Here is a 12,922-nt window from a genome sequence, read left to right on the forward strand (position 1 = left end):
GTGGCGGCCGGTGGTCCTGGTGGCCGTCAGTGGTCCCGGCGCCGGATCGCGAGTGCCGCGACGGCCACCGAGGCCAGCGACCAGGCCGCGAAGGTGATCCAGGAGCCCGCGACGGTGGCCGGGTACTCGGACGGGCGCTGGCCCACCAGGGTGGTCCTGGCCAGCCGCTGCCAGGCGGGCAGCGGCAGGGCGTGCAGCAGGTCGGCGCTCCACCGGTAGCGCTCGGTGACCAGCGAGGGGACGAAGAACAGCACCACGACGGTGCCGACCACGGCGCCGGCGCCGTGCCGGATCAGGGTGCCCAGGCCCAGCCCGACCAGTGCGCAGACCGGGCCGAACAGCACCGCCGCCGCGACGTACCGCAGGGCGGCCGGGTCGGTGAGGGACTGTCCGATGCCGGCGTCGGAGAGGATCGCCTGGGTCAGGCCGAAGGAGACGCCCACGGTGAGCACCCCGTAGCCGAACAGCACGGCCGCCGACACGCAGGCCTTGGCGACGATCACCGCCCGGCGGTCGGGCACCGCGGCCAGCGTGGCGCGGATCAGCCCGGTCGCGTACTCGCCCGCGATGACGATCGCGCCGATGCCGCCCGCGACCAGCATCAGGATGTCGCCGGCGGCGAGGTTGAACGCGTCGTTCAGCGCCACCTGCGCCATGACCGCGGGGTCGCCCTCGCCCGGGGTGTAGTGGTCGCGGGTGTACAGCGCGGACTTGAGGCCGGCGGCGACGATCGCCAGGGCGCTGAGGCCGAGCACCCAGCGGACCGAGCGCAGCGACCAGAACGAGATCCACTCGGCGGCCAGCAGGTCGGCGAAGCGGGCGCGGGGCTCGGGGCGGGCGCGGGGCCCGGCGTGGTGGTCGACGGTCGTGGTGCTCAACGGGGCCCTCCGGCGGGGTACTCGACGCTGTCGGCGGTCAGTTCCATGAACGCCTCCTCCAGGGAGGCGCTCGTGGCGGTCAGGGCGTGCAGCAACAGGCGCTGCTCCAGGGCGAGTTCACCGATCCTGGTGGCGTCCAGGCCGGTCACCGCGAGGGCGCCGTCCCGGCCGGTCCCGACGGTGGCGCCCGCCGCCGTCAGCACGGCCGCCAGCCGGTCGGGTTCGGCGGCCCGGACGGTGACGGTGGCCAGCGAGGCCCGGCCGGCCCGGGCCGAGAACTCGGTCAGGCTCTCGTCGGCGATCAGCCGGCCGCGCCCGACCACCACCAGGTGGTCGGCGGTGTGCTCCATCTCGGCCATCATGTGGCTGGAGACGAACACCGTGCGCCCCTCGTCGGCGAGCCGCCGGAACAGTCCGCGCAGCCAGCGCACGCCCTCCGGGTCCAGCCCGTTCAGCGGCTCGTCGAACAGCAGCACCGGCGGGTCGCCGAGCAGCGCGCCCGCGATGCCCAGCCGCTGCCGCATGCCCAGCGAGTAGCCCCTGACGCGGCGCTCGGCCGCCTCGGCGATCCCGGCCTCCGCCAGCACCTCGTCCACCCGGCCGAGCGGGATGCGGTTGCCGCGGGCCAGCACCGTCAGGTGTGCCCGGCCGGTGCGCCCGCCGTGCACGTCGCCCGCGTCCAGCAGGGCGCCGACGTGCCGCAGACCGCGCGGCCGGTCGCGGAAGGAACGGCCCTCGACGGTGACGGCACCGGCGGTGGGGTCGCCCAGGCCGAGGACCAGCCGCAGGGTGGTGGACTTGCCCGCGCCGTTGGGGCCCAGGAAGCCGGTGACCCGGCCGGGGTGGACGGTGAAGGTGAGGCGGTCGACGGCGGTGCGGGCGCGCCGTCCACGGCCGTACCGCTTGGTCAGCTCGGTGACTTCGATCATGGGCTCCACGGTGCCTGGGGGAGCCGGCGGCCCGCATCGGACCGGCGTCGACACTCCCGGGGCGGAGGTCACCCGGGGCCGTACGACCGTGGATGTCACCAGGCCGTACAACCACGGCTGGATGACGGCGTTCCGGGCCGCCGTTACGATCATGGACCATGCCCTCGTCCCCCGCTCAACCGCTGGTCCGGCGCGTCCCGCCCGAGGTCTGGGTCGGCCTCGCCTGGTGCGTGGCCGCCGGCTACCCCGCCGTCCGGATGGGCGGTGACGCCGCCCAGCACCCCGGCGCCGCCGCGCACGGCGGCCTGGCCTTCACCCTGGCCGACACCGTGGTGGCCTTCGCGGGCGCGGCGCTGGTGCGTCGGCTGCCGGTGCTCTCGGTCGCCCTGCTGCTGGTCGCCGCGTTCACCGAGACCGACGGCTGGTCCGCCCGGGCCCAGGTGGCGCCGGGCGCGCTGCTCGCCGTGGACACCGCGCTCTGCCTGATCACCGCCACCCGGCCGCGCCGCAGCTCCAGGGCCGTGTTCGCCCTGGTCATGGTCGTCCTGGTGCTGCACATCGGCATGGTGAGCGGCACCACGGTGGGCATCTTCACCGGCACCCACATCGGCTCGGCCGACGGCGGCGCGCTGCTCGCGCTGGTCGCCTGGCTGGTCGGCCGCTCGGTGCGGCAGAACCGGGAGCACGCCGAGGCGCTCGGCGCCCGGGCGGCCGAGGAGGCGGTCGCGGCCGAACGGCTGCGGATCGCCCGGGAGATGCACGACACCGTGGCGCACAGCCTCGGCATCGTCGCCCTCCAGGCCGGCGCGGCCCGCCGGGTGATCGACCGTCGGCCGGAGCGGGCCAAGGAGGCGCTCGGCGAGATCGAGACCGCCGGCCGGGACACCCTGGCCGCGCTGCGCCGGATGCTGGTCGCGCTGCGCCGGGCCGACGGCGAGGCCTCGGAGGTGGCGCCGCAGGGCCTCGCCGACATCGACCGGCTGGCCGGGGCGACCACCGCCGCGGGGGTGCGGGTGGAGGTCCGGCGGCACGGGGAGCCGGGGCCGCTGCCGCCGGAGGTCGATCTCGCGGCCTTCCGGGTCGTCCAGGAGTCGGTGGCCAACGTGGTGCGGCACGCGGGCGTCGGCGCCTGCGTGGTCGCGCTGGACCACCGGACGACGGGGGAGCTGTCCGTCGAGGTCACCAACGAGGGCCGGGGCCGGGCGCGTGCTGCCGGGCCACGTGGTGCCGTGTCACGTACTGTCGGGCACGTCGGCGCCGGGCCGGGTGCCGGCTTCGGACTGGTCGGGCTGCGGGAGCGGGTCGCCCTGCTGCGCGGCGAGTTCGAGGCCGGGCCGCTGCCCGGGGGCGGGTTCCGGGTCGCGGCCCGGCTGCCGGTGCCCGAAGCCGCCTCGGTGGCGGCCCCGTCGGGCGAGGGGGCAGGCGCGTGATCCGGGTGGTGCTGGCCGACGACCAGCCGCTGGTGCGCGCCGCGCTGGAGATGGTCATCGCCGAGACGGCGGACGTCGAGGTGGTCGGCGAGGCGGGCACCGGGGCCGAGGCCGTCCGGCTGGCCGCCGAACTGCGGCCGGACGTCGTGGTGATGGACATCAGGATGCCCGGCATGGACGGCATCGAGGCCACCCGGCAGGTGACCGCCGAGGGCGGCCCGACCAGGGTGGTGGTGCTGACCACCTTCGACGAGGACGAGCACGTGTACGCGGCGCTGCACGCCGGGGCGTCCGGCTTCCTGGTCAAGGACATGGCGCTGGACGACATCCTCGGCGCGGTGCGGGTGGTGGCCGCCGGGGACGCGCTGATCGCACCGAGCGTCACCCGGCGGCTGATCGGGGCCATCGTGGGCGGTCGCCACCCTCGGTCCGCGCCCGCTCCCGGTGCCCCGGCGGCAGGCCCCGGTTCACCGGCCGGCCTGACCGCGGCCGCCGAGCGGCGGCTGGCGGCGATCACCGCCCGCGAGCGGGAGATCCTCACCCTGGTCGGCCGGGGGCTGTCCAACACCGAGATCGCGGCCGAGCTGGTGCTCAGCATCGCGACCGTCAAGACCTACATGACCCGGCTGCTGGCCAAGCTGGACGCCAGGGACCGGGTACAGCTGGTGATCCTGGCGTACGAGGCGGGCCTGGTCTCCGTGTCCGGCTGACCGGAGGGGCGGAGGACCATGCCCGCCTCCAGAAAACGAGAGGCAGAAACGATTCTGCGCTCAGCGCTTGATCGCCACACCCGCGTACATCGCGATGTCCCGGTCGCGGACGGGCGCCGCGTCCGCGTCCGGCTGCCAGCGGTGCACCAGGGTGACACCCGGGTCGAGCAGCTCGAAGCCCTCGAAGAAGGCCTCCGTCTCGGCCTTGTCGCGGATCTGCAACGGGATGCCGCGCGCGTTGTACTCGCGGCCGACACCGCCCACGCCCACCGGGTCGGTGTCGCCGGTGAAGACCGTCAGGGCGAGGAAGCTGCCGGGTGCCAGGGCGTCCATGAAGCGGCGCACGATGCCCTGCGGGTCGTCCTCGTCCAGCACGAAGTGGACGATCGCGATCAGCGACAGCGCCACCGGCTGGGAGAGGTCTAGCACCTCGCGCAGCCGGGGGTTGTCGATGATCGACTCCGGGTCGCGGAAGTCGGCGTTGACGTAACAGGTGCGGCCCTGCGCGCTGCTGTCCATCAGGGCGCGCGCGTGGGTCAGCACGATCGGGTCGTTGTCCACGTACGCGACCCGGGCCTCGGGAGCGATCGACTGGGCGATCTCGTGCACGTTCGGCGAGGTGGGGATGCCGGTGCCGACGTCCAGGAACTGCCGCACGCCGTACTCCTCGGCGAGCCGGCGCACCGAGCGCTGCATGAATTCGCGGGTGGTGCGCATCGAGATCGGCAGCGACGGCCAGGCCTGCACCGAGGCGTGCGCCGCGACCCGGTCCGCCTCGAAGTTGGTCTTGCCGCCGATGAGGTAGTCGTAGACCCGGGCGGAGTGCGGAACGTCCATCCGCAGGTCCACCGACGGGTAATCCTCCTGCGGACCGTGCTCTGCCCGGACCTCGTTCGCCATGCTCGCCCTCCCGTTGCTGGGGTTCCGTCACCGGCCGCCGCGGTGGCGGCCCATGGTGCGCATGGTAACGGTCGGCCGGTGAGGGAGGGTGACGGGGCCTCAGGCCTGGGCCTCCGGGCGGATCGGTGCCGACAGTGCGGGCCCGGCCTGACGCGGGAGGGCCGCCGCCGGGTCGGAGCCGCCCCGGCCGTGCGCCGCGAGTTCGAGTGCGGCGCCGATCCAGGCCAGGCCGAAGGCCCAGGTGGCCAGCCACTCGCACAGGTACAGCGGCCGCACCGGCCAGCCCGAGCCGACGCCCGTCACCCCGGCCAGGACGGAGAGCGCCAGGGCGGCCAGGATCACCACCCCGGCCACCAGGTAGGCCGTGCCCACCCGGGCCGGCTGGGTGGAGCGCGGGTTGCGGAAGGAGTAGAGGCAGAACATCGCCAGCATGACGAACAGCAGGGCCGCGAAGGCCAGGTGGAACATCCCGACGGTGCGCTCAAGGCCCGAGCTGCCGGCCTGCGACGTCGGGCACAGCGCGACCCCGAGCGCGAACACCCCGGCCGCCGTGCTCCAGCGGTCGTCCCTGCGGTCGAAGCGGTAGCAGATCAGGAAGACCCCGAGCGCGCACAGCCCGCCGACGAAGAGGTTCCGGGTGTCGGTGTAGTACGAGGCGCTCATCGAGCCCGGCCAGAAGTCGTCGGTGCCGCGCCCCGTCACCTCGGCGGCCAGCCAGTTGCCGAACGGCAGGGCCGGGGGCAGCAGGATGCCTGTCAGGCCGACGCCGAGGCGCAGCATCGCGATGGTCCGAACGTCCTGGATGCTCCGCCGGACACCGACGGGATTCTGCGCGAGAGAGTCGTGCGTCACGGACGCCTCCTTGCCTTCCGCGCGGGCACCGGGGCCCGCGGATCCTCCGGTCGCGGGGGGACGGCGTGGGGCGGTGCGGACGGGCACCGCCGCACAACTGAGCGACCGTCATTTGTGTACCCGCATCGGCGTTCGACGCACCACCGATTTGAGTGGTTTACGCCCGAGGTGGCCGCCCGGAGAACCCGGGGTGGCCATCTGCTACGGCTGTGCGCACCCCCTCGGTTCAACTCCCCGGCGGGAGTCCGGATCAGCGGCTCCCAATAGGCCGACACCTTCTGCCCGAAGCCGAATTGATCCACGCCATTCCCTTCCGATCACTGATCGGATCTGACGGCATCGTCCGCTGTCCTGCCTCGGGGTGGTGCTGGAGACGCTGGTCGCCGGCCGGCGGCAGATCGCCACCGAACTGCGCGCGGGGGAGGGGGAGCCGTGAGGACGGGCGGAGCGGGTAACGGCGAGGCGGCCCGGTCATGGTGACCGGACCGCCTGGTACCCCGTCGCGCGGACCGCTCAGCCGGTGGGCTGCCGGGTGCGCGCGATCAGCGCGTTGAGCAGTGCCGCGCCGCGCTCGGCGTCGTCGACGCTGACCGCGAAGTCCGTGCCCCGGCGGGTGCGGACCACCAGGCAGACGCCCCCGCGCAGCATCACGGTGGTGCCGAGCCCGTTGACCCGGTAACCCCAGCCGCCCGCCTGCGCGGCGGTGCGCCGCTCGGCGCGGGCGGAGTCCAGCTCGGCGGGGGACCAGTGGCGGGCGGGCCGGCCGAACGGGCCGAAGCCGACGGTCAGGCCGCGGGCGGTCACCCGCGCCCGCACCGAGGAGCAGGCGAGCGAGGCGAGGGAGACGACGGCGCACGGCACCACCAGCGGCCAGCCAGGACCGGCGACCCCGCTCGCGGCGGCCACCACTCCCGCCGCCGCGGCCAGTCCGGACACCGCCGCGACCAGTTGCAGCCACGGATTGGCGGCCCGGGACAGCCAGACGAACCGCTCGCCCGGCGGCACCTCCAGCGCCGGTTCCCCGGCTGCCGGGAGCGGCTCGGGCCGGGCGCCGTAGCGGCGGCAGGCCAGCCAGGTCAGCAGTCCGGCGAGGCCGGTGGCCAGCAGCACCAGGGCCACCTCGATGCCCATCGGCGCGGCGTCCTGCCAGCGGGCGCGGTCCAGGTTGGCGTGCACGATGGAGGTCTGCGCCCCCGTCAGCAGCACCCCGCCGGTCGCCAGCGTGACCGCCGCTGCCCCGGGCGTCCGGCCGGCCCCGTACCGTCGCAGGGCCACCGAGACCAGCACCAGGACGGCCCAGAACGCGGCAGGGAACAGCGTGGCCGCCGTCACCGACATCGAGCCGTCCGGCTCCCGCCCGCCCCAGTGGGTGGCCAGCGGGTCCGGCAGCCGGTGGCGTGCCGTCAGCGGCAGTGCGATCAGCAGCGCCAGTACGCCGGCCGACCAGACCGCCGCGGCCCAGAGGGCGCCGGGGCGTGCCGGCCCGTGTGCCGGCGGCTGTGCCGTGGCGCCCTTCGAAATCGTCCCCTCGTCCGTCACGAGATCCCCCTGATCATGTCCACGAGATCGTTCCTGCTGTAGCCGGCCCTGGCCGCGTCCGCGACCAACGTCCGTACCCGGTCCACCAGTTCGGAGCGAGTGTCGGCGCCGGCCGCGATCGTGATGCCGCGGCCCCGGCGGAACTCCAGTACGCCCTCGTCGCGCAGCGTGCGCAGCCCGCGCAGGACGGTGTTGGTGTTCACCCCCAGCGCCAGGGAGAGCTCCCTGGCCGGGGGCAGCTTGTCCCCGGGGGCGCACTCGCCCTCGGCGACGGCCCGTCTGATCGCGCCCGCGACCTGTTCGTGCAACGGTCGGGTGTCTCCGACATCCAGCTTCAGCAACATGGTGCTACTGACGATAGCACCATGCGTGTTTATGTGCGACGGTCCGGGGAGGGACGCGGCGGACCGGAAGGGGACGGGCGCGGCGAGGGAGGGGACGGACCCCGCGGGCCCGCCCCCTCCCTCGCCGACCGCTACTTCCGCTCGTCCTCGATCAGGCCGAACTCCTGCATCAGCTCCCCGATCTCGGTGGCCTCCAGTCGGCGCAGCAGTCGCTTGCGCAGGAACTCGGGCCCCGGCAGGTCGAGTTCGGCGCCGTCCCGGAGCCGGGTGGTCGCCGCGAGCAGCTTGCGCACGTCGTAGGTGGAGTTGAACACCTCGGGCACGCCGCGCTCGACCCCGAGCAGCCGGTAGACGGCCTCCATGCCGGTGCGCACCGAGTACTCGGTGGTGAAGACGCAGTCCCGGGTGGTCTCCGCGAACTGGCCGATGAAGGCGAAGTTGACGGCGCCCTCGGGCACCACGTCCGGCCGGTCGCCCGCGTGCCTGGGCAGGAAGAAGGACGTCACGTACGGCATCATCACCGGCACGCAACGGGCGGCCCGCGCGGCCAGTTCGGGAATCTCCCCGACCGGCACGCCCAGGTGGTACAGCCATTCCCGGGTGATCTCCTCGCCGGTGCACTCCTGCATCGGCTTCTTCACGAAGTCGCCGGGGCGGTCGACGAACAAGGAGTAGACCCAGACGACGACCTGGTCGGCGGGCTGCTGCTTGAAGTGCGGCTGGCGGTTGACCGTCCAGCTCAGCAGCCAGGAGGAGTCCCGGGCGGTGACGATGCCGCCGGTCACGACGCCGCCGCCGAACGGGTCGCGCCTGGCCACCTTCCGGATGTGGTGCGGGATGCGGGCGTCCAGCGTGGTGACCGTCGCCGACTCCCACTTGCTCTCGGCGATGTTGCCGCAGAACACCTCGGGGCGGCCGAACGCCGGGTCCTTGGCGGCGATCCGGCGCCACAGGTCCCAGGCGGGGGCCGGACCCTCGTCCAGCCGGGCCGGGGTGTGCTGGTCGCCGTCGTCGGAGTTCTCGGTCAGCGAGCCGATGGTGGTGAACACCAGGTCGTCCGGGCCGAGGTCCACACCGCCCTCCCGGCCGGCCTCCCGCCAGTGGATCCGGGTGGCCTGCTTGCGAACGGGGGAGCCGTCGGCGGCCGGCGAGAGGTCGAAGTCGATGTCGGTGACCTCGACCTCGTAGCGGAACCGCACGCCCTGGCCCATCAGCCAGCGGGTCAGCGGCAGGACCATGGACTCGTACTGGTTGTACTTGGTGAACTTCAGCGCGGACAGGTCCGGCAGCCCGCCGATGTGGTGGATGAAGCGGTGCAGGTAGAGCTTCATCTCCAGCGCGCCGTGCCACTCCTCGAAGGCGAACATGGTGCGCCAGTACAGCCAGAAGTTGCTGTCCAGGAAGTTCCGCGAGAAGACCTCGTCGATCCGCTTGCCCTCCAGTTCCTCGCGGGTGGCGAGGAAGACGCGGACCAGGTCCTTCTGCGCCCTGTCGTCGAGCGCGAACCGGCCGTCCGTACGGGCGTCCTGGCCGCGGCGCTCGGTGACCCGCTGGAGCGAGAAGTTCGGGTCGTCCTTGTTGAGCCAGTAGAACTCGTCCAGGACGGACGCGCCCTCGACCTCCAGCGAGGGCACCGAGCGGAAGAGGTCCCACAGGCACTCCATGTGGTCCTCCAGCTCGCGTCCGCCGCGGACCACGAAGCCCTTCTCGGGCACCTCGATCCCGTCCAGCGCGCCGCCGGCCAGCTTCAGCCGCTCCAGGACGGTGACCCGCTCGCCGGGCACCTGTCCGTCCCTGACCAGGAACGCCGCCCCGGCCAGCGCCGCGAGCCCCGACCCCACGAACCACGCCCGCTTGCGTTCGGCCCCCTCCGGCTTCCTCGGTCGGGCGAACGCCTCGTAGTTGCCGCTGCTGTAGTACAAGCCCGTGCTCCCTAGAAAGTTCGACATCGAACCGCCCGTCGGGCATGCCGCTCCCGGCGGGCCGTCTCCATCCACCCATCCGGTGATGATCTTCGCCCGCTGAATCGGCCGAACGGGTGAGGTGCGGGTGGCGCGGGTGCTGGGCGGGCCGCGTATGGAGGGCGTTGGGAACCCGGCCCGGAGCGTCAGGAAGCCGTCAAGGAGGGCAGGTCAGACCCGGTGGCGGCGGTTGGGTGGAGCACGACGGAGAACGCGGACCACACGAGGACGGATCATGCAGGGCAACGGGAGTCCGAAGACCGGGCCCAGGGTGGTGGTCGGGGTCAGCGGGTCGCTGGCGAGCCTGGCCGCACTGCACCGGGGCGTCGCCGAGGCCCGCGACCGCGGTGCCCTCCTGGTGCCGGTGCTCGCCTGGGAGCCGCCCGGCGGCGAACACGGCTACCGGCGCTCGCCCTGCCCGCCGCTGCTCGCGGCCGTCAGGGAGGCCGCCGAACAGCGCCTGCACGACGCCCTCGACGCGGCATTCGGCGGCACCGACCCCGGTGTGCCGCTGCGCCCGGTGGTGATCCGCGGCGACACCGGCCCGGCCCTGCTCCACGTCGCCGACCGGCCGGACGACCTGCTGGTGCTCGGCCACGCCGGCGGCCCGCTGCGCCGCGGGCTGCGGCGCGCGGTGCCCGGCTACTGCGCCCGGCGGGCGGGCTGCCCGGTCCTCACCGTCCCGGTGCCCGAGCTGCTGCGCGACCTGCGCAGGATGGAGACGGCCCACCGCCGCACCCGCCGGCACCCGTCGGCCGGACCGGCACCCGAACTCCTCGCGGTGGAGCGGTAGTCCGCGACGCGCAGGCGCCGCCCGGGGACGCGGGTGGAACGTCGCAGGGCGAGCAGAGCGGGCACCGGTGGGTGATCGTCCACGCGCCGTCCGCCCGGACCGAGAGGCCCGGCCATCGGGCCGCCGAAGTCGGCCGCCCGGTCACCGGGTGGGACGTGCCGGAGGTGCCGAGCACCTGGGTGCTCCGACAGGGAGCGGGGCCCGCGCACGGCGTCCGGCTCAGGGTGCCGTATTGACGCGTTCTTGTCGTGCGGATGATTCTAAAGAATGGGGAAAGCGGGCATACAGTTCGAGTAAAGCAACAGTCGTGGGAGGGGCCCGATGGAGACGACCATGCTGGAGCCGGACTGGCACGCGCTCGGCGGGCCGGGTGGCGGGCTGCGGGGGACGGAACACCTCCTGCTCGCCGTGGCCCGGGAGGCAGGCCCCGCCGGTGCGGCCCTCGCCGACGCCGGGGCGGGCGCGGACACCCTGCGCGCCCTGCTCGGGGAGCGCGACGGCCGCTGGACCGCGGAGGACGGGCACGCCGCCGCCGTGCCGGCCCGGGAGGTGCTCGGCGCCGCCGGCGAGGGCGGCCCGCTGCTGAGCGCGTCCGCCGCCCGGGCGCTCACCGCCGCGACGGAGCGGGCCCGCCGGGACGGCGAACCGGCCTGCACCGCCGCCCACCTGCTGCGCGCCCTGCTCGCCGAGGAGGACACCCGCGCCGCCGAACTGCTGCGCGCTGCCGGCGTCGCGCCGCAGGCGGTGCTGGACCGGCTGGACAGGCCGGATGAGCCGGACGGCCCGGGCGCCCTCGACCCGCTGCTGCTCCCCACCCGGGAGGCGCTGCTCGCCCGCCGCGCCCACCCGGCCCCGCGCTGGAAGCGCCTGCTGCGGTCGGGGCCCGGCGGCCCGGCGGCCTGGATCCGACTGGAGGCCGACGCCCAGGCCGAACGCCTCGGCCGCCGCACGCCCGGCACCGAGCACGTCCTGCTCGCCCTGCTGGCCGTTCACGAAGTGGCCCTCAGGGAGCCGCGGTCGGCGGAGGAGAGCGGCGTCGGAGAGCTGCTCGCCGGGCTCGGCCTCGGCTACGCCAGGGCGCGCGCCGCGCTCGACTCCGGCGAGGTCACGCTGGCCGCGGACCCGCGCGCGGTGGACGCCTACCTGGCGGACGTCGCAGGTCAGGGCACCGAACAGCTGCTCCGGACGTTGCTGGAGGAGGACACCAGGGCCCGACGGCTGGTCGAAGCCCTGCGCGCCTGAACGCCGCGGCAGCGAGATCCGCGGGCACCGAACGGAAGGGACACCCGATGCACGTCACCCTCGCCGAGGAGCTGATGCTGCTCTCGCTGGACGACGAGTCCGGCGTGGCGAAGGACGCCGCCACCGCAGCCTGGGCCGTCACCGGAGGCATCCTGGCCGAGCTGGTGCTGGCCGAACGGGTCGCGCTCGACGACGGACGGCTCACCGTCACCGACCGGACCCCGACCGGCGAGCCGCTGCTGGACGGCCGGCTGGCCCGGCTCGACGCATGGGTCGCCGGACGCCGTGCGGGCCGGGCCAAGGCGGCCGACTGGCTGACCAAGGACCGGTCCACGGCGGTCGCCGACGCCGTCGGCCGGCTGTGCGAGCGCGGTCTGGTGGTCGAGGAGCGCCGCCGCGCGCTGGGCATCTTCCCCGTCCGCCGCTACCCGGAGGCGGACGGCAGCGTGGAGCGCGAACTGCGCGAGCGGCTGGCCGCGACCGTGCTGCACGGCGTCGAACCGGACGTGCGCACCGCCACCCTGGTGGCCGTGCTGCACGGAACCAGGCTGCACCGGCTGGCCTTCCCGGAGCTGCCCCGCAGGAAGGTCGAGCCGCGTTTCGCCGAGATCGCCGCCGGCGACGGGGCGGCCGAGTCCGTCCGCCAGGCGATCCGGACCATGCAGCTCACCATGGCCGCCGTCATCGCGGCGACGTCGGCCGCGACCACCGCCGCCTCCGCCTGAGCACGCCGGGCGGGCCGCTCGCCGACGCGTGCGGCCCGTCCGGCCCGTCCGGCCCGTCCGGCCGGGGCGCTCGGAGCGTCAGAGCACCGTGGCGCCGAGGGTGATCGCGCCGAGCACCACCAGCACCCCGAGCGCGAGGAACCCGTACTCCAGCGCTGCCCGCTCCCGGCCGTCCACCAGCACCTGCCGAGGGTCCGCCGGGTCGTAGCGGACCGGCACGAAGCCGCCGTCCGGCAGCGGGTGGCGGGTGGTGGACGGGACGGGGGAGAAGACCTCGACCACCCGGCCGTCCTCGGTCTCGAACTGGAGCAGGGGCCGCGGCGGCAGCGCGATGTCCTCCGGGGCCAGGGCGCGGGAGCGCACCAGTGCCCGCACCGGGACGCCGACCCGGCGCAGCCGCCGCAGTTCGCGCAGCCCGACCGCCCCGGCGAGGTAGGCGACCACGCCGCCCAGGGCACCGAACACCACCACGGCGAACCCGGCCGTACCGCCCATCGCCGCCTCCCTGTCCGCGACTCCCCCCAGGGCTCCAGTATCACGCGGACGAGGCGCTCTTGACGCCCCGGAACGGTCCAGTCCACTCTGGACGGCGGCATGTTCCTGTCACCGTCGGCCTCCC

General features: G+C 74.6%; 13 protein-coding genes. 5 read left to right on the top strand and 8 right to left on the bottom strand.

Annotated elements, in window-relative coordinates; all coding sequences use genetic code 11:
* Nucleotides 1-26: 26 nt before the first annotated feature.
* Nucleotides 27-878, bottom strand: coding sequence for an ABC-2 transporter permease (locus ACZ7C5_RS16595; RefSeq protein WP_470322814.1), 852 nt, complete (start codon nt 876-878; stop codon nt 27-29).
* Nucleotides 875-1,807: an ATP-binding cassette domain-containing protein gene (locus ACZ7C5_RS16600; protein ID WP_401083885.1), complete on the bottom strand. Its 933-nt coding sequence runs from the start codon at nt 1,805-1,807 to the stop codon at nt 875-877. Before ACZ7C5_RS16600 ends, ACZ7C5_RS16595 begins: the two co-directional genes overlap by 4 nt.
* Nucleotides 1,808-1,965: 158 nt before the next feature.
* On the opposite strand from ACZ7C5_RS16600, the gene ACZ7C5_RS16605 reads away from it, so the two are divergent.
* Both ACZ7C5_RS16605 and ACZ7C5_RS16610 read left to right on the top strand, forming a co-directional pair.
* Nucleotides 1,966-3,237, top strand: coding sequence for a sensor histidine kinase (locus tag ACZ7C5_RS16605; RefSeq protein WP_401083887.1), 1,272 nt, complete (start codon nt 1,966-1,968; stop codon nt 3,235-3,237).
* Nucleotides 3,238-3,287: 50 nt separating this feature from the next.
* The gene (locus ACZ7C5_RS16610; protein WP_401084509.1) at nt 3,288-3,947 is read left to right on the top strand and encodes a response regulator; all 660 of its coding nucleotides are present in this window, start codon (nt 3,288-3,290) and stop codon (nt 3,945-3,947) included.
* 60 nt (nt 3,948-4,007) lie between these two features.
* On the opposite strand, the gene ACZ7C5_RS16615 is transcribed toward ACZ7C5_RS16610, so the two are convergent.
* The 5 genes from ACZ7C5_RS16615 to ACZ7C5_RS16635 form a co-directional block, all read right to left on the bottom strand.
* Nucleotides 4,008-4,847 (bottom strand): SAM-dependent methyltransferase, encoded by an 840-nt coding sequence (locus tag ACZ7C5_RS16615; RefSeq protein WP_401083889.1) that lies wholly within the window; start codon nt 4,845-4,847, stop codon nt 4,008-4,010.
* A gap of 99 nt (nt 4,848-4,946) precedes the next feature.
* Nucleotides 4,947-5,699: a hypothetical protein gene (locus ACZ7C5_RS16620; RefSeq protein ID WP_470322815.1), complete on the bottom strand. Its 753-nt coding sequence runs from the start codon at nt 5,697-5,699 to the stop codon at nt 4,947-4,949.
* Nucleotides 5,700-6,212: 513 nt separating this feature from the next.
* The gene (locus tag ACZ7C5_RS16625) at nt 6,213-7,238 is read right to left on the bottom strand and encodes a DUF1648 domain-containing protein (RefSeq protein WP_470322816.1); all 1,026 of its coding nucleotides are present in this window, start codon (nt 7,236-7,238) and stop codon (nt 6,213-6,215) included.
* The gene (locus ACZ7C5_RS16630) at nt 7,235-7,582 is read right to left on the bottom strand and encodes a GntR family transcriptional regulator (protein ID WP_401083895.1); all 348 of its coding nucleotides are present in this window, start codon (nt 7,580-7,582) and stop codon (nt 7,235-7,237) included. The genes ACZ7C5_RS16625 and ACZ7C5_RS16630 overlap by 4 nt, the downstream gene beginning before the upstream one ends.
* Before the next feature lie 131 nt (nt 7,583-7,713).
* The gene (locus ACZ7C5_RS16635; protein WP_401083897.1) at nt 7,714-9,504 is read right to left on the bottom strand and encodes an oleate hydratase; all 1,791 of its coding nucleotides are present in this window, start codon (nt 9,502-9,504) and stop codon (nt 7,714-7,716) included.
* A gap of 274 nt (nt 9,505-9,778) precedes the next feature.
* Between ACZ7C5_RS16635 and ACZ7C5_RS16640 the strand changes: the two genes are divergently transcribed.
* The 3 genes from ACZ7C5_RS16640 to ACZ7C5_RS16650 all read left to right on the top strand — a co-directional run bounded on the left by ACZ7C5_RS16640 (nt 9,779) and on the right by ACZ7C5_RS16650 (nt 12,303).
* Nucleotides 9,779-10,336 carry a universal stress protein gene (locus ACZ7C5_RS16640; protein WP_470322817.1) on the top strand — a complete coding sequence of 186 codons (558 nt, stop codon included), beginning with the start codon at nt 9,779-9,781 and terminating at the stop codon, nt 10,334-10,336.
* A gap of 321 nt (nt 10,337-10,657) precedes the next feature.
* On the top strand, nt 10,658-11,578 hold the full coding sequence (locus ACZ7C5_RS16645) for a Clp protease N-terminal domain-containing protein (RefSeq protein WP_401083901.1): 921 nt from the start codon (nt 10,658-10,660) through the stop codon (nt 11,576-11,578).
* 47 nt (nt 11,579-11,625) lie between these two features.
* Complete coding sequence (locus ACZ7C5_RS16650) at nt 11,626-12,303, top strand: GOLPH3/VPS74 family protein (protein WP_470322818.1); 678 nt, start codon at nt 11,626-11,628, stop codon at nt 12,301-12,303.
* Between the two features lie 78 nt (nt 12,304-12,381).
* Here the strand turns inward: ACZ7C5_RS16650 and ACZ7C5_RS16655 are convergent, their stop codons facing one another.
* The gene (locus ACZ7C5_RS16655; protein ID WP_401083904.1) at nt 12,382-12,798 is read right to left on the bottom strand and encodes a DUF3592 domain-containing protein; all 417 of its coding nucleotides are present in this window, start codon (nt 12,796-12,798) and stop codon (nt 12,382-12,384) included.
* Between the last annotated feature and the right edge of the window lie 124 nt (nt 12,799-12,922).

This window comes from Kitasatospora sp. NPDC036993 (assembly GCF_055607525.1).

Coding starts and splice junctions, on each gene's coding strand:
- ACZ7C5_RS16600 (WP_401083885.1), bottom strand. CDS start 1,807: ATGATCGAAGTCACCGAGCTGACCAAGCGGTACGGCCGTGGACGGCGC.
- ACZ7C5_RS16605 (WP_401083887.1), top strand. CDS start 1,966: ATGCCCTCGTCCCCCGCTCAACCGCTGGTCCGGCGCGTCCCGCCCGAG.
- ACZ7C5_RS16610 (WP_401084509.1), top strand. CDS start 3,288: ATGGTCATCGCCGAGACGGCGGACGTCGAGGTGGTCGGCGAGGCGGGC.
- ACZ7C5_RS16615 (WP_401083889.1), bottom strand. CDS start 4,847: ATGGCGAACGAGGTCCGGGCAGAGCACGGTCCGCAGGAGGATTACCCG.
- ACZ7C5_RS16630 (WP_401083895.1), bottom strand. CDS start 7,582: ATGTTGCTGAAGCTGGATGTCGGAGACACCCGACCGTTGCACGAACAG.
- ACZ7C5_RS16640 (WP_470322817.1), top strand. CDS start 9,779: ATGCAGGGCAACGGGAGTCCGAAGACCGGGCCCAGGGTGGTGGTCGGG.
- ACZ7C5_RS16645 (WP_401083901.1), top strand. CDS start 10,658: ATGGAGACGACCATGCTGGAGCCGGACTGGCACGCGCTCGGCGGGCCG.
- ACZ7C5_RS16650 (WP_470322818.1), top strand. CDS start 11,626: ATGCACGTCACCCTCGCCGAGGAGCTGATGCTGCTCTCGCTGGACGAC.
- ACZ7C5_RS16655 (WP_401083904.1), bottom strand. CDS start 12,798: ATGGGCGGTACGGCCGGGTTCGCCGTGGTGGTGTTCGGTGCCCTGGGC.